General features: G+C 48.5%; 14 protein-coding genes and 3 pseudogenes. 12 read left to right on the top strand and 5 right to left on the bottom strand.

The features are described 5' to 3' along the window. Positions 1-68: 68 nt before the first annotated feature. The 4 genes from JCM16496_RS07475 to JCM16496_RS07460 form a co-directional block, all read right to left on the bottom strand. Positions 69-1,349, bottom strand: coding sequence for an L-cysteine desulfidase family protein (locus tag JCM16496_RS07475; protein ID WP_025833313.1), 1,281 nt, complete (start codon positions 1,347-1,349; stop codon positions 69-71). Between the two features lie 184 nt (positions 1,350-1,533). Next, positions 1,534-2,694, bottom strand: a complete 1,161-nt coding sequence (locus tag JCM16496_RS07470; protein ID WP_025833311.1) for a DUF4925 domain-containing protein — start codon at positions 2,692-2,694, stop codon at positions 1,534-1,536. Positions 2,695-2,780: 86 nt separating this feature from the next. After that, positions 2,781-3,116: a hypothetical protein gene (locus JCM16496_RS07465; protein ID WP_128809495.1), complete on the bottom strand. Its 336-nt coding sequence runs from the start codon at positions 3,114-3,116 to the stop codon at positions 2,781-2,783. Next, entirely contained in the window at positions 3,056-3,952 is an 897-nt protein-coding gene (locus tag JCM16496_RS07460; protein ID WP_025833307.1) for a DUF4925 domain-containing protein, read from the bottom strand. The genes JCM16496_RS07465 and JCM16496_RS07460 overlap by 61 nt, the downstream gene beginning before the upstream one ends. Positions 3,953-4,368: 416 nt before the next feature. Between JCM16496_RS07460 and aroC the strand changes: the two genes are divergently transcribed. The 5 genes from aroC to JCM16496_RS07440 are packed head-to-tail and all read left to right on the top strand — an operon-like array spanning position 4,369 to position 8,473. Continuing rightward, a complete protein-coding gene (gene aroC, locus JCM16496_RS07455) occupies positions 4,369-5,445 on the top strand; it encodes a chorismate synthase (protein ID WP_025833305.1) in 1,077 nt (358 codons plus the stop codon). Positions 5,446-5,454: 9 nt separating this feature from the next. Further along, positions 5,455-6,810, top strand: a complete 1,356-nt coding sequence (locus JCM16496_RS07450) for a dipeptidase (RefSeq protein ID WP_025833303.1) — start codon at positions 5,455-5,457, stop codon at positions 6,808-6,810. Positions 6,811-6,825: 15 nt separating this feature from the next. Then, positions 6,826-6,975 carry a hypothetical protein gene (locus JCM16496_RS23565; RefSeq protein WP_244440277.1) on the top strand — a complete coding sequence of 50 codons (150 nt, stop codon included), beginning with the start codon at positions 6,826-6,828 and terminating at the stop codon, positions 6,973-6,975. After that, positions 6,972-7,904 (top strand): anhydro-N-acetylmuramic acid kinase, encoded by a 933-nt coding sequence (locus JCM16496_RS07445; RefSeq protein ID WP_244440276.1) that lies wholly within the window; start codon positions 6,972-6,974, stop codon positions 7,902-7,904. Before JCM16496_RS23565 ends, JCM16496_RS07445 begins: the two co-directional genes overlap by 4 nt. 14 nt (positions 7,905-7,918) lie before the next feature. After that, positions 7,919-8,473 (top strand): NUDIX hydrolase, encoded by a 555-nt coding sequence (locus JCM16496_RS07440; protein ID WP_025833300.1) that lies wholly within the window; start codon positions 7,919-7,921, stop codon positions 8,471-8,473. A gap of 11 nt (positions 8,474-8,484) precedes the next feature. On the opposite strand, the pseudogene JCM16496_RS07435 reads toward JCM16496_RS07440, so the two are convergent. Next, positions 8,485-10,672 (bottom strand): annotated as a pseudogene (locus JCM16496_RS07435) (DNA topoisomerase 3). Positions 10,673-10,914: 242 nt separating this feature from the next. Between JCM16496_RS07435 and JCM16496_RS07430 the strand changes: the two are divergent. The 7 genes and pseudogenes from JCM16496_RS07430 to JCM16496_RS24895 all read left to right on the top strand — a co-directional run bounded on the left by JCM16496_RS07430 (position 10,915) and on the right by JCM16496_RS24895 (position 21,115). Next, a complete protein-coding gene (locus tag JCM16496_RS07430; protein ID WP_025833297.1) occupies positions 10,915-12,273 on the top strand; it encodes a sulfatase family protein in 1,359 nt (452 codons plus the stop codon). A gap of 160 nt (positions 12,274-12,433) precedes the next feature. After that, positions 12,434-15,033 (top strand): annotated as a pseudogene (locus tag JCM16496_RS07425) (DUF4962 domain-containing protein). A gap of 14 nt (positions 15,034-15,047) precedes the next feature. Next, positions 15,048-15,836: a DUF3575 domain-containing protein gene (locus tag JCM16496_RS07420; protein ID WP_025833296.1), complete on the top strand. Its 789-nt coding sequence runs from the start codon at positions 15,048-15,050 to the stop codon at positions 15,834-15,836. Between the two features lie 15 nt (positions 15,837-15,851). After that, positions 15,852-16,856, top strand: coding sequence for a DUF6562 domain-containing protein (locus tag JCM16496_RS07415; RefSeq protein WP_128809493.1), 1,005 nt, complete (start codon positions 15,852-15,854; stop codon positions 16,854-16,856). 45 nt (positions 16,857-16,901) lie between these two features. After that, positions 16,902-17,348 carry a fimbrillin family protein gene (locus JCM16496_RS07410; protein ID WP_128809492.1) on the top strand — a complete coding sequence of 149 codons (447 nt, stop codon included), beginning with the start codon at positions 16,902-16,904 and terminating at the stop codon, positions 17,346-17,348. After that, positions 17,312-18,475, top strand: coding sequence for a hypothetical protein (locus JCM16496_RS07405; RefSeq protein WP_025833292.1), 1,164 nt, complete (start codon positions 17,312-17,314; stop codon positions 18,473-18,475). Before JCM16496_RS07410 ends, JCM16496_RS07405 begins: the two co-directional genes overlap by 37 nt. Before the next feature lie 134 nt (positions 18,476-18,609). Beyond that, positions 18,610-21,115, top strand: a pseudogene (locus JCM16496_RS24895) (DUF4962 domain-containing protein). The last annotated feature ends 25 nt before the right edge of the window (positions 21,116-21,140 follow it).

Here is a 21,140-nt window from a genome sequence, read left to right as displayed (position 1 = left end):
CTACACAGTATTAAGCATGCCGCATGGTAATTCTTTAATTTTTAATTCTTTAATTTTCAAATTCTATATTATTTACTTGTCATTATCTCCAATACCAATTTATCCGTTTCATTCATTCCTTTAGAACCGATTTTTGTCAGATTACGGATACTCTGATCCACATCCTCATCAATAATACCTTCTACGGAAGTCACACAACGGTTTTCCATGGCCATGATGGCTGAAAGCACTGCGGTTGAAACTCCGGTAGTAACTTTCAATGCACAACTGGGTTTGGCACCATCACAAATCATTCCGGTAAGATTGGCAATCATGTTCTGTACAGCATATGCCACCTGTTCATAAGTTCCTCCCATTAGCCAGGTTATGCCGCAACTGGAACCCGTGGCAGCAACCACACAACCGCATAAGGCGGATAAGCGTCCCAAACTCTGCTTGATATAGATTACTGTCAAATGGCTCAACATCAAGGCACGGATAATTTCCTCCTCGGATTTTCCGTTCTCTTCTGCATAAACAAGTACCGGCAAAGTAGCTGAAATACCTTGGTTACCACTGCCTGAATTACTCATTACCGGAATCATGGCACCTGCCATACGGGCATCACATGCACCAGAAGTATAAGACAAGATATGAGAGAACACACTGTCGCCCATAATTTTATGTTCATAGGTACCACGAAGAATCTTCCCTAAAGCATGACCGTAATCGCCTTCAAAAGAACGCTCTGCAGCCGCCTTATTCAGACGGGCAGTTTCAAGGATAAAACGAATTTCATCCAACGGAGCCGTCAAAGCAAAATCATAGACTTTCCGCAAGCTTAAATCTAGCGCATCTTCCTCCTTTTCTGTGCTTGCAACAGTCTGCTTGTTCAACAGTACTTCCCCATTGCGTGCCATGTATACAAAGGAAGTGTGTCCACCTGCAATGATAGCAGTAGACTTTTCATCCCCAGCCTCACAACCGACTTCAACATAAAGTTTCTCTTCAATGCCATCTTTCAGTGCTATATGGACGCGTTTTTCATCTATAAAACGTCTTCCTTCTTCCACTGCGTCAGGAGTACAATCCTTCAATACCTCCAGTTGGTATTCCGACTTACCGATTAAGGCTCCAAGCGCTACAGCAATGGGCAATCCGATCATTCCCGTACCGGGAATTCCTACACCCATCGCATTCTTCAAGATATTGGCACTTAAAAGAACAGTTATCTTTTCCGGATGTCTACCCAATACTTCCGCAGCTTTTGCTACACACAATGCTACAGCTATAGGTTCCGTACAACCGATAGCAGGTATCACTTCTTGTTTTACCAATGCTATGATTTGCAATCTTTCGCTCCTTGTCATTTCTATATCTATTCAATTATTATTCAACATTAATACAAAGATAAAAGGAATAACAGAGAGTAAAAAACAGATTGACCACTTTTTTCGTATAAAGCACCCCCGCCAACAAACAGGCAGATACAAAAAAGCAGAGGCTATGTCAAACAAAAAAACAAAGCCTCTACCATTTTATGAAAACAGAATATTATTGAGCAGGAGTCAAGTTTAAACCTACTTCAACTTGCACTGCAGTCTTACTTGCCACAGGTACCATATCCAATAAACTCTTAACAGTACTTGCCATACTGCCCATACCTGCCGATTCCACAGCTTCAAGCAACATTGCTACGAATTCCTCGTCTTCAACCAATGGAGCCACGATACCCACCAGCAAAGGTTTCAGAAGTTCTGTATCCAGAAAAACAGCCATTTCTCCCTTTTCTCCAACGCTATATGCCACGGGGATGCCTTCGTACATCAAAGGTATCAAAGCACTCATTGCTTGTTCCAGTACAGCATTCATATCTACAGCCTTCGTTGTAGGATTCATACGGTTCAATGAAGCGGCAATGGCATCCATATTCAAGAAAAGTCTCAAATGGGTATCGCTCTCTACAATATATTGAGCCACGTTTGCAGGAGTTTCAACCGGAGTAGTACCACCATTGGCAGCGTCCACATAAACTGCTGATACATTGCCATCGGCACCCAATGTAATTTTATGCAATACGTTGCACAGCAGGGTTTTGATATTCACCATTACGCCGTTACCTGCATCCACCTTAATCATATTCAGGGCAATGTTCAGGATGAAGCCCAAAGAAGAAAGCTTTCCATCCTGGTTATCATCGTAAGTCCACACCAGATGGATGGGATTTTTAGGAGTAGGTGCCCAGGAAGTTCCAGCCAATGCCGCATTCTTCAACAATACATCTGTCAAATTCAGTTGCATAGAAGCCTCCTCAACTTTACCATTATATGAGAATGTACAAAACTCAGTTACTCCCGTCCCAGAGAAAGAGCACTCTTTGCCGTTAATAGTCAGTTCAACAGGAATCTCTACAACAGCACTACCGGGAAGTACACCGGCTCCCACAGACTGCCCGGCTTTTTCGCGCGTCAGTGTGGAAAGATTCGTATTATTGGTCAAAACGATGGTTGCCTTGGCAGGATTCGCCGCATCGGGCACAAATGTCACTTTTTTCCCCGGCATCACAGTACCATTATAGGTCAATACCAAACCATTGTCTGCAGTAAACTCCGTCTGTGGAACAGGACATACCACTTTATCATCATCATCACTACAAGCGACCAATAATCCCATTGAACAAACCAATGCAAACAGATAAAACAATTTTCTTTTCATGTATCTAAAATTACAATTCAACAAATAAATCCCACTACCAAACAACGTCTCAATAGTGGGATTCTATATTAGAAAAATGATGCTTCTTATTCAGCATCCGGTTTTACGAAATTCAAGCCAATTTCCATTTTGGTTGTTTTAGAAAGTACTTCCGGAGCCTGTTCCAATACGGCTTCCACAACTCCGATAAAGAAAGCAAAGTCGGGATTGCTTGCAACGGACTCTTTAATAGCGGCAACAATCTCTTCGTTCTCAAGCAAAGGCAATAGAATATCTACTATTTTCAATCCCAATTCATTGTCGATATACACTTTCAAAGCACCTTCTTCAATTGAGTATCCCAAAGGAATTCCGTTAGAAATCATCGGAATAAGTTCCAGCAATTTAGGCAAAATCGCAGGAAGAATAGTTTCAATATCCAAAGCCTTCGTATCAGCTGTGCAGCAACAGCCATAATAGCCTCTACATTCAGATACAGATACAATTTACCGTTTTTCACTGCATACTGTACCATATTCAACGGAGAATCCTTAAAGTTCGGCGCAGCCATGTCAGCCGCTTCAGAGTAAGAGGCAACGATATTGCCATCCTTCATAAAAGTAACGTTCTTCAATAAATAAGACAATACTTCATTCAAGTTCTTCTGCCCTTTATCGCCTACCGGTATCATACCGACACCACCAATCATAGAGATTAAATCGCCCGGCTGCATATCAGTCGCCGGAGTGCCCGGAAAGATTACAACCGAGAAAGATTTTGATGATTCCCATACCGCATGAAGAGGTGTTGACTTATCTCCCCAAGGATTATAAGGTGCAAGATTCCACACACTTCCCACCAGTGTGTTGTCGCCAAGCAACTCCACATTCAATCCAAGGTTCAACTTTCCTTTCTCCACCGCACCTTTATATTTCATGGTGTAATTATCCGTAGTATGCTCACCTTCAAAAGTATATCCATTGGCTACCGGTTGCAGAGCAACAGAAAATGCAACTTTAGATTCTCCCGGTATCACACCCGGATTAACCAATCCGGCTGACATGTTGCTTCTTGTCAAAGAAATATCCGCACCTTCCAATACAATAGTAGCGTTCTTTCCGTCAGTCGTATCAAAAGAAACCTTCTTTCCCAACATCACCTCGCCACCATACGTCAATACCAATTGATTGGTAGCGTCCGCCGAAGTATAAGTAGTATTCAGGTCAGTGTTGACCTTGACATCATCGTCATCATCACTACAAGCCGTGAATAAACTCATTGAACAGATCAATGCAAATAAATAAAATAAATTCTTTTTCATACTTTTTTGAGTACTTGTTTAGTTAATAAAAAGCTTCCCAAGGGAGCTATTAATTTCCCATTTTAAATCGAAGGTGCAAAGTAACACTTTTTAAGGTTACAGTACAAGGTCTTTTCTAAAAAATAAATGTTCCTTTTTTCATCATTACGAGTGAAATTCGGATGCAGATTTCATAAAGAGTAAGCCATTTTTATAAAGAACAAGCCATTGACCAAACTCTGGCAAAGGCAGGCAACTTTATGCGAAAAAGACTTTTTATCTTATTTCCTTAAACGTTTTATGAAAAAAAGTTGTTATCTTTATAAAGTCAAAAGCATTTCCTATAAAGCGTATTGGCACATTAACCTCATATATAAACCTTTAAAGCATTTGATATGTTCAACTCATTTGGAAATATTCTCCGTCTTACCAGTTTTGGGGAATCGCACGGTAAGGGTGTGGGAGGAGTGATAGACGGATTCCCTGCAGGAATAGTCATTGATATGGATTTCGTCCAGGCAGAGCTCGACCGACGCCGTCCCGGACAGTCACGTATCACTACCGCCCGGAAAGAAGGTGATAAAGTGGAGTTCCTCTCCGGCATCTTCGAAGGAAAATCCACGGGCTGCCCCATAGGATTCATTGTATGGAACCAAAACCAGCATTCTGACGATTACAATAATCTGAAAGAAGTCTACCGCCCGTCACACGCCGACTATACTTATAAAGTGAAATATGGCATCCGCGACCACCGCGGAGGCGGACGTTCATCAGCCCGTGAAACAATCTCGCGTGTAGTAGCGGGTGCCTTGGCCAAATTGGCGCTGAAGCAGCTGGGCATACACATCACGGCGTACACCTCGCAAGTAGGTCCTATCCGCCTTGAAGAAAATTATACAGCATACGACCTTGACTTGATAGAGACCAATCCGGTCCGCTGCCCCGACCCGGCGAAGGCGAAGGAAATGGAAGAACTCATCTTCAAGATAAAGGGAGAAGGAGATACCATCGGAGGAGTGGTGACTTGTGTCGTCAAAGGATGCCCCATCGGACTGGGACAACCCGTATTCGGCAAGCTCCATGCAGCACTTGGAGCAGCCATGCTCAGCATCAATGCAGCAAAAGCATTCGAGTATGGAGACGGTTTCAAGGGATTAAAGCAGAAAGGCTCGGAGCAGAATGATGTGTTCTACAACAACAACGGACATATCGAGACCCGAACCAATCATTCGGGCGGCATACAAGGCGGAATCAGTAACGGGCAAGACATCTATTTCCGTGTAGCCTTCAAACCCGTGGCAACCGTACTGATGGAGCAACACACCGTGAACATTGACGGTGTAGACACCACCCTGAAAGCCCGAGGACGCCATGACCCGTGCGTATTGCCACGCGCAGTACCCATCGTGGAAGCAATGACAGCAATGACATTGCTGGATTATTACCTGATTGACAGAACAACACAACTATAATATTCACCCATGGAAATAAAGAAATACATTACCGAGAACGAGCCTAAAATGCTGGAAGACTTGTTCAGCCTCATCCGCATTCCAAGTATCAGTGCCAAACCCGAGCATCACGACGATATGCTTGCCTGCGCCGAACGCTGGGCACAGTTGCTGCTCGAAGCCGGAGCGGACGAAGCCCTCGTAATGCCCTCCAAAGGCAACCCGATTGTTTTTGGACAGAAAATCGTAGACCCGGACGCCAAGACCGTATTGGTATATGCCCACTACGACGTGATGCCCGCCGAACCTCTGGAACTTTGGAAGAGCGAACCCTTTGAGCCGGAAATACGCGACGGACATATCTGGGCACGCGGTGCTGATGATGACAAAGGGCAATCTTTCATACAAGTGAAAGCGTTTGAGTACCTCGTACGCAACGAACTGCTGCAAACCAACGTAAAATTCATCTTCGAAGGAGAAGAAGAAATCGGTTCGCCCAGCCTGGAAAGCTTCTGCCGGGAGCACAAAGAGTTGCTGAAAGCAGACGTCATCCTGGTTTCGGACACCAGCATGCTTGGTGCAGACCTACCTTCACTGACCACCGGACTGCGCGGACTGACCTATTGGGAAATAGAAGTGACCGGCCCCAACCGCGACCTGCACAGCGGTCACTTCGGCGGTGCTGTTGCCAACCCCATCAATGTGCTTTGCCAGATAATCAGCCAAGTGACGGACGCAGAGGGACGTATCACCGTACCGGGCTTCTATGACGATGTGGAAGAAGTTCACCAAGCCGAGCGCGACATGATAGCCCGCATTCCTTTCGACGAAGAGAAATACAAAAAGGCTATCCATGTAAAAGCGCTTTTCGGAGAGAAAGGTTACAGTACGCTGGAACGTAACAGTTGCCGTCCGTCTTTCGACGTATGCGGCATCTGGGGCGGATATACGGGTGAAGGGTCCAAGACCGTGCTCCCATCCAAGGCATACGCCAAGGTATCCTGCCGGTTGGTTCCCCACCAGGACCACCACAAGATATCCCGGCTCTTTGCCGACTACATTCTGGACATAGCGCCGGATTCAGTGCAGGTAAAAGTCACTCCGATGCATGGAGGCCAAGGATATGTATGTCCCATCACCCTACCCGCCTACCAAGCCGCCGAAAAAGGTTTTGAAAAAGCTTTTGGAAAGAAACCGCTGGCAGTGCGTCGGGGTGGAAGTATCCCCATCATCTCCACTTTCGAGCAAGTACTGGGCATCAAAACCGTTCTGATGGGCTTCGGGCTCGAATCCAACGCCATCCACTCACCTAATGAGAATATACCGTTGGACATCTTCCGTAAAGGAATAGAAGCCGTTGTCGAATTCTACCTCAATTATAAATAAAACAAGAAAATCAGGATGAAAGACTTCCAAATTCAAGCCATCGGCCTGATGTCCGGCACTTCCCTTGACGGGCTGGACGTATGTTGCTGCACTTTCCGGCAGAAAGCCGGAAAATGGTCTTTCCACATAGACTGTGCAAAAGGCTATAGTTACCCCGACGCATGAAGCAGATATTGGGTACCGGTGCACAGACAATGAGTGCTTTGGAGTTCATCACTTTCCACAGCTCCTATGGAAAGTTTCTCGGTGAACGTGTCAACGAGTTCATGCAAGAATTTGGAGTCCACCCCGATATTATCGCCTCCCACGGGCATACCATCTTCCATGAGCCTCAAAAGAGAATCATGTACCAAATAGGTGACGGAGCCGCCATTGCCGCTGAAACCCGTATACCTACCGTTTCGGATTTCCGGCGGCTGGACATCATGCTGGGTGGGCAGGGCGCTCCACTCGTACCTATTGGCGACCGGTTGCTTTTTGCCGGCTACGACTTCTGTTTGAATATCGGCGGCTTCTCCAACATCTCATTCGAGCAGGACGGGCGACGCATCGCTTTTGACATCAGTCCGGTGAATTACGTCATCAACCATTACTGCCGGCAAATAGGATTGGAATTTGACCGTGACGGCGAGATAGCACGGCAAGGCAACATCTGCCAAGAACTGCTGGACGAACTGAACGGAATGGATTTCTACCATCAGTCCGGACCGAAGTCATTGGGACGGGAGTGGGTGGAAACGCTGGTATATCCCATGCTCGAGCGTTATGGCTTGAGTATGGAGAATATGCTACGTACCTTTTACGAGCATGCCGCCTGGCAAATATCACGCATCATCACCGCCCACCCCTTGCCCGATGGCAACGGAAAGCTGCTGATTACTGGCGGAGGTGCATTCAACAAGTTCCTCATAGAACGTATCGACGCCTTGTGTCCGTGTGAAATCGTGATTCCCAGCCGGCAAATCATAGAGTACAAGGAAGCCCTAATCTTTGCTTTCCTGGGTGCCCTCTATATGGCGGACACACCCGGATGCCTCGCCTCGGTGACGGGAGCCACGGCAGATAATATCGGAGGGATGCTGTTTAAAATATAGTCAATTCTACCATTATGGAAAAATCAAAAGACACCTGGACCGTCTTATCCAGCGAATACCTTCATCGGGCCCCGTGGCTCACTGTGCGTAAGGACCATGTAGTGCTGCCCAACGGCAACCACATTCCCTCCTATTATATATTGGAATATCCCAACTGGGTGAATACCATTGCCATCACCCGTGACGGACAATTCGTCTTTATCCGCCAATACCGGCATGGCATACAAGAAACGTCCTATGAGCTCTGTGCAGGGGTATGCGAAGAAGAGGACGGCTCTCCGATGGTTTCCGCACAACGGGAACTTTTGGAAGAAACCGGCTATGGAAACGGAGTATGGAAAGAGTTCATGCAAATCTCTCCCAATCCAAGTACCCACACCAACATTACCTACTGTTTCCTGGCTACGGACGTGGAGAAAATCTCCGAGCAACAGTTGGAAGATACGGAAAACCTGACCGTACACCTGCTTTCCTTGCAGGAGGTCAAGGAATTGCTGCGGCAAGGAAGCATCCGCCAGGCGCTGATGGCTGCTCCCCTCTGGAAATACATGGCAGAGAGAATTATCTAATGTGATTACCCTTATTCAAACGGCTTGCGGAATGTGCATCCGGATTTCCATTCGGAACAACCATAAGCCGTTTTCCCCTTGATAACGGTACCTTTTCCGCAAAGCGGACAAGGCTGACCGACGAAATCGTCAGCTTGTACGGAAGCCTCCGTACTTGAAGCTGCCACAGTGCCCGAAACCTGCTCCGTCTTTTTACCTGCGGCGGCAGACTTTCTCGGTGCTCTTTTCTTCGGCTCCTTTTTCGGCTTATCGGCAGCCTCTGCCTTGGCAGAAGCCTTACTGCCCTTTTCGGGAGCAGGAGCTTGGATGGTGATGTGGCGGTTGCTGTTATCAGAAAGTACACTCATCACGACTTCCGATACCATCTGCTTCAATTCTTCCAAGAATTGTCCGGCATTATATGTCCGCCTTTCTATCTCACGTAGCTTTTTCTCCCAAATACCGGTCAGTTCCGCCGACTTCAACAGCTCCTCATGGATAATCTGTATCAGCTCCACACCGGTAGGGGTGGCTATCAGGTTCTTCTTTTCTTTGCGGATATAGTTTCGCTTGAACAGCGTCTCGATGATGGCTGCACGTAGATGGACGACCGATACCATTTTCCTTCAACGCATCACGCAGTTCGTCGTTATCCACCAGCTTGCCCGCCGTTTCCATAGCACGCAGCAGGGTGGCTTCCGTATAAGGCCGGGGCGGCTGCGTCCACTTCTCATACAAATCGGGGACGTGCGGTCCGCTTTCTCCTTTCACAAAAGCCGGAAGCACATTCTCCTCTTCTCCCTTCTCCTCTTTCTCTTCCTGCGATTGTGCCGAGGGGGTGCCGAAGATAACACGCCAACCCGGTTCCAGAATCTGCTTGCCGGTGGCCTTGAACTCTATGCTCTCTACCTCGCCCAATACGGTGGTAGTGGCAAACTTACAATCGGGATAGAATACAGCAATGAAACGGCGCGCTATCAAATCGAATACGCGACGCTCCATATCCGTCAGATTCTGCGGATGCTGGCCGGTAGGAATAATGGCATGGTGGTCTGTTACCTTCGAGTTATCGAAAACCTTTTTGGACTTCAACAATGCAGTTCCTGCCAAAGGGGCTGTAAATGTCTCGTAATCACGCAGACCTTTCAAGATGCCGGGGCATTTGGGATAGATGTCATCACTCAAATAGGTAGTGTCTACACGTGGATAGGTAGCCACTTTCTTCTCATACAAAGACTGGATGATTTTCAGCGTCTCATCAGCGGAATAGGCAAACTTCTTGTTACATTCCACTTGCAAAGAAGTCAAGTCAAACAAGCGGAGTGGCGCCTCCCTCCCCTCTTTCTTGGTGACATCCGTCACGGTAAAAGGAGAATTCTTAATCTGGTCCAATAAAGCAAGCCCACGTTCGCGGTCGGTAATGGGGTCGATACCCCGATTCTCTTCTTCTTTTTTAGGTTTCTTCCCGGCAGCTATAGCCTCTTTCTGCTTCTCGGCTTCCAGTACCAGTTCCTCCTCACTTTTCCGGAGGATGGCGGAGAAAGTGGTATCTCGATAGACGGTCTTCAGCTCCCAGTATTGCTTGGGAACAAAATTCTGTATTTCCAACTGACGGTTTACAATCAGCGCCAGTGTCGGTGTCTGCACACGACCGATAGAAAGTACCTGCCGGTTCTGCCCATACTTCATGGTGTAGAGGCGGGTGGCATTCATCCCGAGCAGCCAATCGCCAATGGCACGCGACAAGCCTGCTTCGTACAAAGGCTGGAAATCCGATGCGTCGCGCAGCTTGGCAAAGCCCTCACGGATAGCTTCCTCTGTCAGTGAAGATATCCAAAGGCGCTTCACCGGACAACGTGCCCCGGCCTTCTGCATCACCCAGCGCTGTATCAATTCTCCCTCCTGCCCGGCATCACCGCAGTTTATAATCATGTCGGCATGCTGCATGAGGTTCTCTATCGTATGGAACTGGCGCTCGTATGTGGGATTGCTAATCAGCTTAATGCCGAAACGGGGAGGTATCATGGGCAGGCTTCCCAAGCTCCATGACTTCCAGTTAGGGGTATATTCATGCGGCTCTTTCAGCGTACAAAGATGACCGAATGTCCAGGTCACCTGGTATCCGTTTCCTTCGATGTATCCGTCTTTCTTTTCTCTCGCTCCCAATACATCAGCTATGTCACGCGCCACAGAGGGCTTTTCGGCAATACAAACTATCATTCAATCCTATGTTTAGGGAAACAAAAGTAATGCAAACCGGAAACAGAAGCAAATTTATTCGCATAAAGTGACGGTATCATCGCGTAACAAGACGGCATGCCGCTGCTTTAAAACAAATTTAGCCTATGCTTGCACAAATGTAGAAGTCTTATAAACAATCATCCTCAGAATAAAAACATGGAAGAAAAATGGTTATCAGAAAAAAGCGTAGCTTTGCAACAAACAAAAGCAATAATTACAAGATGAAAAACCTGAAATCCACTCTGACTTTAGGAGCTGTTCTTCCAGCAGCATTATTAGCCCAGGAACGCCCCAATATCATTTACATCATGACCGACCAACAGACAGCCACTGCCATGAGCTGTGCCGGAAACATGTACGTCAACACTCCGAATATGGATAAGCTGGCTGCCCGTGGCGTACGCTTCACCAATGCTTACTGCTCACTTCCTTTAAGTGGTCCTTCACGTGCCTCCATGTTCACGGGGCATACTCCCGCAGAGATTGGTATGGCCGAAAACGAGATACCGATGCCAGACTCTTTGCGCACCCGTACTTTGGGTATTTTGATGGAACAAGCCGGATATGAAACAGCCTATGCCGGCAAGTGGCATGTCAACACCAACTCTCTGCCAGAGAAGCATGCTTTCGGGTTCGAGAATCTACATGGACATAACGATTTCGGGCTGGCCGAAGCCGCCGTTTCTTTCCTGCAGCGCAAGCACAACAAGCCTTTCTTCTTAGTAGCTTCCTTCGACAACCCGCATAATATCTGCGAATACGCGCGCAAGCAAAACACACCCTTCGCTGCCATCGAAGAACCTGCCTTGGAAGATTGCCCCAATCTACCCGCCAACTTCAACATTGCCCCCTACGATGCTGACGTGCTTGCCTATGAAAGAAGCCGTAGCTACCGCCTCTATCCCACACAAAGTTACACGCCCGACGATTGGCGCCGCTACCTCAACGCTTACTACCGCCTGGTGGAAACCGTAGATGCCGAAATCGGAAAAATCATTGCTGAAATAGACAAACAGAACCTTTGGAAAAATACGGTTATTATCTTCACTTCCGACCATGGCGACGGCGCCGCCGCACATCATTGGAACCAGAAAACCGTACTATACGAAGAGGTGGTGAACGTACCCTTCATTGTCTGCCTGCCCCGCAGCAAACATGCCGGCAAAGTACTACCCCAGCTCATCAACAATGGTACTGACTTAATGCCCAGCATCTGCGATTGGGCCGGTGCTGAAGTTCCCCAAGGGGTACAAGGAATCAGTTATCGTTCTCTTGTGGAAAGCGGCGATTCCCTAAAAGAGCATCAGTCCTACGTAGTGACCGAAACCCTTTTTGCACAGACCGGAGGCACATGCGGTTGGATGGTACGCACACCTGATTATAAATATGTACTGTACGAAGCCGGCAAGAACCGAGAGATGCTGTACGACATGAAGACCGACCGTGGCGAAATGCGCAACCTTGCCGTCGAAAGACAATATAAAGAGGTCATCAAGCAACATCGCGCCCTGCTTTTGGAGTGGATGAAAAAGCATCCCACACCGGGTAAATACTCTCCAACACGCTTCATTCCCAGGTAAGTACTACAAATTCTGCACATTTTTAGGAGGCAGCTTAGACATATTTAGGACACGATTCATTAGAATTCATCAAATGTGATAAAGGAAAAAACATTCGAGTAAGTCGGTTTCATTGCTGCCCCATATCTTTGCCACAGAAAAACCAAGACATCGAATAACCATGAAAAATGTTTTAGCATCTGTACTGACAGTCACGGTTGCCCTTTCAACCGTAAACGTTCAAGGCCAGTCAGTCATCAAGCTGACTGAGCCTACCCTTATGCACGAGACGCGCATGACACCCAATCCTCTGGACAAGGCTACGGTGGATGACCGTTCCGTTTCCTTTCAATGGCCCCTACCTGCAGAAGCCCGGCAGGAAGGTGCTCCCATGGACGGCTTTGAGAGTGAAGCCAAGAAGATAGACAAAAACAAGCTCGCCTATAAGATACGTTATGCGCAAGACGTGGAATTCAAGAAGAGTGCAGTGACGGCAGAGACCCGCTGGCCATTCTATAACCCCGAGAAACCTCTGACACCCGGTGTCTGGTATTGGCAATACGCCTACGTGAAAGACGGACAGCCACAATGGAGCAAAGTGCTGCAATTCACCGTAGGGAATAACCCTGACAAGTTCTGCCCTCCTTCATTGAAAGAGGTACTTGCCAAAGTACCCGGTACCCATCCGCGTGTATTGGTGGACCAAAACCATTGGAATACGTTTGTAAAGGAAAGCCAAAGCAAAATAGAACAGCAATGGTATCTGGAGCGTGCCGACAAGACTCTTCAGACTCCCATGAAAAGTGTGAAAGACATCAACACCTCACAGGTAAAGAACTTGAGAAACAAAATGCAGATAAACTCTTACCTCACCCGCGAGAGCCGTCGCATCATCGACCGCGAAGAGGCCAATACCGAATCTTTGATACGTGCCTGGCTACTGACCCAAAACCGCCGCTACGCCGATGAGGCCATCAAACGCGTGTTTACCATGATGGACTGGGACAAGGATAAGAACGTGAAGGGGGACTTCAACGCCTCTACCCTCCTCTCCCTTTGCTCCATGTTGTACGACTCTTGCCATGAACTGCTGACCGACACACAAAAGCAACAGTTGCTTGCCTCCATCAAGGATAAAGGCAATGATATGTACCACCACTTCCACAACTACATGGAGAACCACATTGCCGAAAACCACATCTGGCAAATGACACTACGTATCCTCACTATGGCAGCCTTCAGCACCTACGGTGACCTGCCTGATGCAGATACCTGGGTGGATTACTGCTACAACGTATGGTTGGCACGCTTCCCCGGACTGAACAAGGACGGCGGCTGGCACAACGGCGACGCCTACTTCACTGTAAACACCCGCACACTGATAGAAGTACCTTATCTCTATACCCGCCTCACGGGATTTGATTTCTTTGCCGACCCCTGGTATCAAGGCAACGTGATGTACACTATCTTCCAGCAACCGCCCTTCTCCAAATCAGGCGGTAACGGGAGTTCACACCAAACAACAGTGCGCCCCAACAGCATCCGCATCGGATATTTGGACGCATTGGCACGATTGACCGGCAACACCTATGCCACCGACTTCGTACGCCGCACTCTGAAAGCACAGCCCGACTACCTGAAAAAAGCCGTACTAAGCAAAGCCGGCGACCTCACCTGGTTTCGCCTGCAATGTGACAAACCTTTACCCGAAGGACCGGGACTGACAGCCCTGCCCGCCGGCTACGTATTCCCCGCAACCGGCCTCGCCTCCTTCCAGACCAATTGGGACCGTGTGGGCAGCAATGCCATGTGGAGTTTCCGCAGTAGCCCCTATGGTAGCACCTCGCACGCACTAGCCAACCAGAATGCTTTCAACACCTTCTTCGGCGGAAAGCCCTTATTCTACAGCAGCGGGCATCACATCGAGTTCACTGACGTCCACAGCATGATTTGCCACCGAGGCACACGTGCCCACAATACCATTATGGTGAACGGCATGGGACAACGCATCGGTACGGAGGGTTACGGCTGGATTCCCCGCTATTATGTAAGTGATAAAATAGGATACGTCTTGGGCGATGCTCCAACGCTTACGGTAAAGTGATTTCACCGCTTTGGTTGAAACGCGGTGCACAGTCCGACGTACACTACACGCCCGAGAACGGTTGGGATGACGTACCCTTGAAGACCTTCCGCCGTCATATCGTCCACTTGGGCAATACGGGCTACATCTTCATCTACGACGAATTGGAAGCCGCTGAACCCATAACATGGAGCTACCTGCTGCATACCGTTGCCAAACCCATGACTGTGGACAAGACAGACAAACATTATATACATATCCAAGCCACCAACGGCGGTGGTGCTTCTGATGCCTACCTTTTCTCTACGGGGCCATTGCAGACCAAAACTACCGACAAGTTTTTTGTTCCGGCAGAAAACTGGCTGCGTGCCGATGACAAGGGTAACTTCAAGAAGTACGACAATCATTGGCACTTCACTGCCATTTCCGAGAAGTCGAAGGTATATCGCTTTGCTACCATCATCAACACGCACGCCGTGAAGCACCCAGCCAAAGCACCTGAGATACTGCCCGACGGACGTATCAAGGCAGGTGGCTGGATGATTAAAGTAAATCTGGAAGCAGAAGGCGCCCCTTCGTTCTTCATCCGCAGTATGAAGGAGACTGTGAATATCAATTACAAGGGAGATGCAACCGTGGTACAGGAAGATGGCTATGAAACCACATTGAAGGATAAAATGCCCGAATTGGAAATTTAATAATGAATACGACCATGAAAGATGTGTTATATAAAGTAGGTGCTTTTATCCTTTGCTCGTTCATATTGCTTGCAGCCTACTCACAAGAGGTCAGGAAGAATCCCGTGAGACAGACTTCAGCCAATAAGGAAGAGACGGTTTACAAGCCGCAGGCAAAGGCAACCTCTTTCGCAGGTAAACAGAGGCAGAACGACAAGAAAGTCGCTTCCGGCAAAAAACAGTCTACCGAGCAAGTGAAGAACAAGAAGAAGGCAAGAGCCAAGAAGACAACCGCAAAGGCAGCAGCCAAGAAAGTTCCTACAATAAAAGCCGCCTCAGCACGCTACTGGACCTTGAAAACAAATGTACCCATGTTGGCAGTGGATATAAAGAACTTAGCCTTGGAAGTGCAGGTAAGCGACAAGATTTCGGTTGACTTTCCCGTGATGCTCAACTTCAGTGACCAAAGCAACCGCCGTTCTGTGCGCATGGTGGGCTTCCAACCCGAAGGACGCTGGTGGCTTCAAGTTCCAGGTAAAGGACACTTCTTTGGCGTACACGCCCACGTGGCATGGTTCAATGCACGCTGGAAGGAGAACCGCTACCAGGACGAAGGCCGACCTTTATCGGGTGCCGGACTGAGCTACGGCTACAAGATGAACTTCGGAACGCATTGGGGAGCCGAGTTCAACCTCGGAGCCGGATATGCCAACATGAAATACAATACCTATTATAATATAGACAACGGTGCACAACTCAACACCCGCATCCGCCATTATTGGGGCATTACCCGATTAGGATTGTCATTGGTGTATAGACTATAATCAATCAGAAAAACCATGAAAAAGATATTACTTATATGGATGTGGACCGCCTTCTTGTGCGGTTGCCAACTCCACGAAGAACCGGAACTGACTGCTGACGGAGAGACGGGAGTAGATCCCACCACCGTAACTCTAACCGCCAACCTTGCGCTGAACATCAACCTGAGCGAGAAGAGCGCTCCGCGTGTTACGAGCAACAACAGTGACTATCTGCACCGTTTCATTGTAGAAGCCTACTTGAACCGCCGGCCGGTAAAGCGCCAGGTGATTATGGAAGAGATAACCGACCGTACCCGCCTTTCACTTCCGGTCAGCATGCAGCTCCATGCGCGCAACTACCAATTGGTGGTGTGGAGCGACTATGTGAAAGCCGACGCACAGAATGAAGACCTTTATTACGATACCGAAAGCCTGGTGCCGCTGATTCCCGCCCATGCGTCGCACACCGGAAACACGGAATACAAAGATGCCTTTGCGGCCAGTGTACCCGTAGATTTGAGCAACTATCGTGACCAATGGAATGCGGAAGTTCCCGTAAATGTTGAGTTGGCCCGCCCCGTGGCACGATATGAACTTATCGCCAACGATGTAGCCTCCTTCTTGCGCAAAGCGGCAAAGGGAGAAATCAACGGGACGCAGTTCACCGCCCGCATCAAATACAGCAACTATCTGAGCGTAGGGTATAATGCACTGGATGACATACCCAAGCATTCATTGATGTATATGCAATATTCCAAAGTATTCACCCTGCCCGCAGAAGGCGCCACAGAATTGACATTAGGATTGGACTACGTGTTTGTTGCGGCAGGCGAAGAGGTTACTTACATACCCGTGGAAATAGAGATAGTAGATGAGAAAAGTGTGACAGTGGCAAACAATGTACTGCGCATTCCCTGCACCCGGGAGAAAAACAGCACCGTCAAAGGCGCATTCCTGACTGAGACATCCGGTAATGGCATCGACTTTGACCCGGACTACGACGGTGAAGTGGATTTGGATGTGGATATCAAGCCCTTATAAGAAAAAAACAATAAAATAAATATTAATCCTCAATCTAACAAAGACATGAAAAAGAACTTTTTGTATTCAGTGATGGCAGCATTCATCATGCTGTTCGCTTCTTGCAGCCAAGAAGAAATCGTTTCCGAGAACAACGGGAGCAATGGTAAAGTAACCATTATGGTAGGTATGCCGGGCGAAGGTGCCTCAACACGCGCCATGCCGGTAGTAGATGGAAAAGTGCGCCGCTGCATCATGCAGGTGGTGGATGCTGACGGGAATGCCATTACAGGCGAGGGCATGAAACAGGTTACGGAAGTAACAGGTGACAACGTCACTTTCTCATTTGCAGAACCAGCCGCAGAATACTCGGTAGTTTTCTGGGCGGACTATGCGACAGCCGCTACAGCAGAAGGAGACTATATCTACACGACATCAGCCTTCCCGCCATCAGTTATAAAAGTAACAAGAACACCATGTTTACGGCTGCCGGCGATGCTTTCTGCGGTGTAATTCAAAAGGGAACAACCAGTGTTTCTCTGAAACGTCCCTTCAACAAGATTGTGGTAGGTTCCACGAACACAGAAGAATTCGGCCAATATACTAAAATTGCAATTGGTAGTTTTGATGTACCCGACAGCTACAACATATTAAACAAGACTACTGCTGCAACCAAATCAATCAGACTGGAAGCAGCTGACATGAATAATACCGAGACCGGAGAATGGGCCTATTTCTACACCTTTGCCTCCGTTACAAGCACGGCCGCATCGCTCACTTTGCCAATTACCCTCAGCGGTGCAGAAGGCACAACACCCGTTACATTCCAGGCAAAAACGACCTTGCCTACTGATGATAACATGATTGGCAACATTGATATTCCCGAAGTTCCGGTAGATAACACGGTAGAAGTCAACATTTCCTTTGATGACAAATTCATCAATGACAATGAACCGGTTGACCCGACAGCCATTAAAGTGGGCAGCTACATCAATGCAGCAGGTGAAGTAGTGACGGATGCAAGTAAAGCAGTAGCAATTGTATTCGCTACGGAAGCCTTGAACAATGACCTGCCCGCCAATTATCCGGAAACACTTCAGGCGAAAACCATCAAAGGCTATGCGGTTGCCGTTTCAAATGCCACAGCAGGCCGCCAAGCAATCATTGCAGCCGGTGAAACGCTTACTTTCAACATGCCCACCAATCCGACAAACGGCACGCAAACCACTGAAGCGCTCCTGACCGGCATCGGCAGCGACAAAGCGTTCACCACTACTTACAACACCTGGACAAGCGAGCACAGCTTGACCGGTGCAAACTTGAGCGGATGGTATATCCCTACGTTCGACCAACTGAAATATTTTACAGGTATGCTTTTTAAAATAGATAACGCAGCAGCCACCGGCAGTGCCGAATTCAAAGCATTACCGGAATTTGCACACGAAAACGGCAAGTTATTCGACAGAGAACCGATTGCAGCTGTAAATTACGCTTCCAGCACCATCAACGACAACGGCAACATCTCCGTTATGCAACTTATGACAGATGGAACCGCCAAAGGAACCCAAGCAGTAGTTACCGGCGAAGGTACCAAAGCGACATCAATCATCTGTCGCCCATTCTTGACTATTTTTGAATAAACAGACTTTTATAGAATCCGACCTTAATCATTTATAGCAGAAGGCAAGGTCTCCTCTACTTAGGCCTTGCTTTCTTTACTTTCCCCTCCCCAAAAAGAATCTTTTATTTATCACTTGAAGCACGCAGTATCAACATGAAGAAATCTTCTATTACCTACATCTTCCTCCCTCTCATCAACATATTGATATTCTGCGGTTCCTGCTCCTCCGATTCACTGCCCGAACCGGAACCGGCACAACCGGAACCCTCCATAGAATATCCCGACAGTTATCAGGACAAGATACGCACCCGCCCTTATCCCAAAGCGGACAACGAACTATTTTTGAATCCGGCTCCTCTCATAGTGCCGCAAACCATGAAGAAGGGTGAACGACTGCAATTCTCACTTTCAAGTTCCAAAAGTTTCGACTCTTCCGACACTTTCGTCAGCGAACCGCAGGAATGGTGCCTGTACAATCTGCACCGTCCGCTCGATGCCGGCACCTGGTACTGGCGTTTCCGTTCTACCTCTGCCGACGGCAACACTCCCGGTGCATGGAGCGATACGTACAGCTTCGAGGTGAAAGACGGTACCCCCATATTCGTCACCCCCGAGTTCAAGACCTTCCTTGAGAATGCACCCCGCATTTACCCCCGCCTCTACTGTTTCCTCAACGGACGGATTGACGAGGCACGCCGCAACGCAACCGCACACGCTGAATATAAACAACTGCTGTCGCGTGCAACCACCGCCTTAAATACCGACTATGCCACTTTCCATGCACCTTATGCCAACGCCGAAGTTCTTCGCCAGCACGCCACTTACCTCTATCAGGCCTATCATCTGTTGCAACGGGAAGCCTATGCCGACAAACTGCACCAGTTGCTGCGTATGCTGGCCACCACTCCGCCCACCGATGCCGAGCTGTTTGCCAGTAACTTCACCGCCACCAACATTGTCGTTTGCCATGCCGCCGCCTACGACCTGCTACACTCTCGCTGACCGCCTCTGAACGCACTGCATCCGAAGAACTGATGATGCGCGTGGCACGTCGTTTCTATAAAGAGAATTGCGGCGTTCAAGAAAACCACCTCTTCGACAACCACTTCTGGCAACAGAATATGCGCATACTGTTTCAAGCGGCCTTCTTGCTTCATGACCATCCGGACTACTCTGCCGAAGTGCTGCCCATGCTGGAATATTACTACGAGCTATGGACCGCCCGCGCCCCTGCCGGAGGCTTCAACCGTGACGGCCTGTGGCACAACGGAACCGGATATTTCAATGCCAACGTCAAGACCCTGGCCTACATGCCCGCCCTGCTTTCCTACATTGCCCGCAAGGACTTCCTGCAACACCCCTGGTATCGGAATGCCGGACGTGCCTTGGTGTACAGCCTGCCCCCCTCGTCGAAAAACAATGGCTTTGGTGACAGCAGCGAACAAGCAACTGCCCCCAACCGTCTGACCGCAGCCTTTGCCGACTACCTGGCACGCGAGACCAACGATACCTATGCCGGCTGGTATGCCAACGAATGTCTCACACAGCTACAACAAGACTATGAACTACGCCTTTACCGCATGTGTGCCGACCGCTCCTACACCACCGCGCTCCCCGAAAACGCCCCTAAACTGACTTGGTATAAGGACATCGGAGAGGTGGCCGTACAAACCCGTCCGGGAGATGCGGAAAACGGCCTTGCCTTGTCGTTCCGTTCCAGCACCTTCGGTTCGGGCAGCCATACCACCGCCAGCAGAATGCCTTCAACCTGCTTTATAAAGGAACAGACGTATATCGCAGCAGCGGTTATTACCAGAACTTTGCCGATGCCCACAACCTGATGTCTTACCGTCACAGCCGTGCCCACAACACCATTTTAGTAAACGGCATCGGCCAACCCTACTCCACCAAAGGCTACGGTAACGTGGCAAGAGCCATGGGTGGAAACCATATCAGCTACTGTTTGGGCGATGCTTCACATGCCTATTGCGGCATCAGCGATGACCCTATGTGGATAAACTATTTTGCCCAGGCAGGCATTACACAAACACCGGAAAACGGATTCGGCAACACACCGTTACAAAAGTACCGGCGCCACCTGCTGATTCTTCATCCCGACATTGTTGTCATCTACGACGAACTGGAAGCCTCGGAACCGGTGAAATGGGATTGGCTGCTGCATAGCCCCACCCGGTTTTATATCAACGAAGAAGAACAAACAGTAAGTACCTCCAATGAGGAGAAAGGTTTCATAGCCGTTGCACGGATCTTCTGCAATAATAATCCGGTTTTGTCACAAACCGACCAGTTTGCAGTTCCTCCCGCCATTACCGGTTCCGCCTATCCCAACCAATGGCATCTGACTGCCCGCATCAGCAACAGCCAAGCCACCCGCCTCCTTGCCATCTTGCAAGTGAGGGACAAAGAGAAAGGCGTTTCTCCCATCCGCCAAAACGGAAATACATTCCTCATAGACGGATGGACGATAGAAGCCGAATTAGATGCCAACCATCTCCCAAAACTCATGGTGGAGCATAGTACGGAATCTGCCACATTCGGTTACCGAGGCAGCCAATCCGTGCTTTACGATGAAACGGACGGTAACTATCAAACCACAGAGATGACAGACCATATTCCGGCTTCTACACGGAATCTTTAGACAATCATATTGTCCTTCAACACAT

This window comes from Bacteroides rodentium JCM 16496, from assembly GCF_000614125.1.
Taxonomy (GTDB): domain Bacteria; phylum Bacteroidota; class Bacteroidia; order Bacteroidales; family Bacteroidaceae; genus Bacteroides; species Bacteroides rodentium.
Note: the sequence above shows the minus strand (reverse complement) of the source record. Positions and strands in the feature narration are given on the sequence as shown.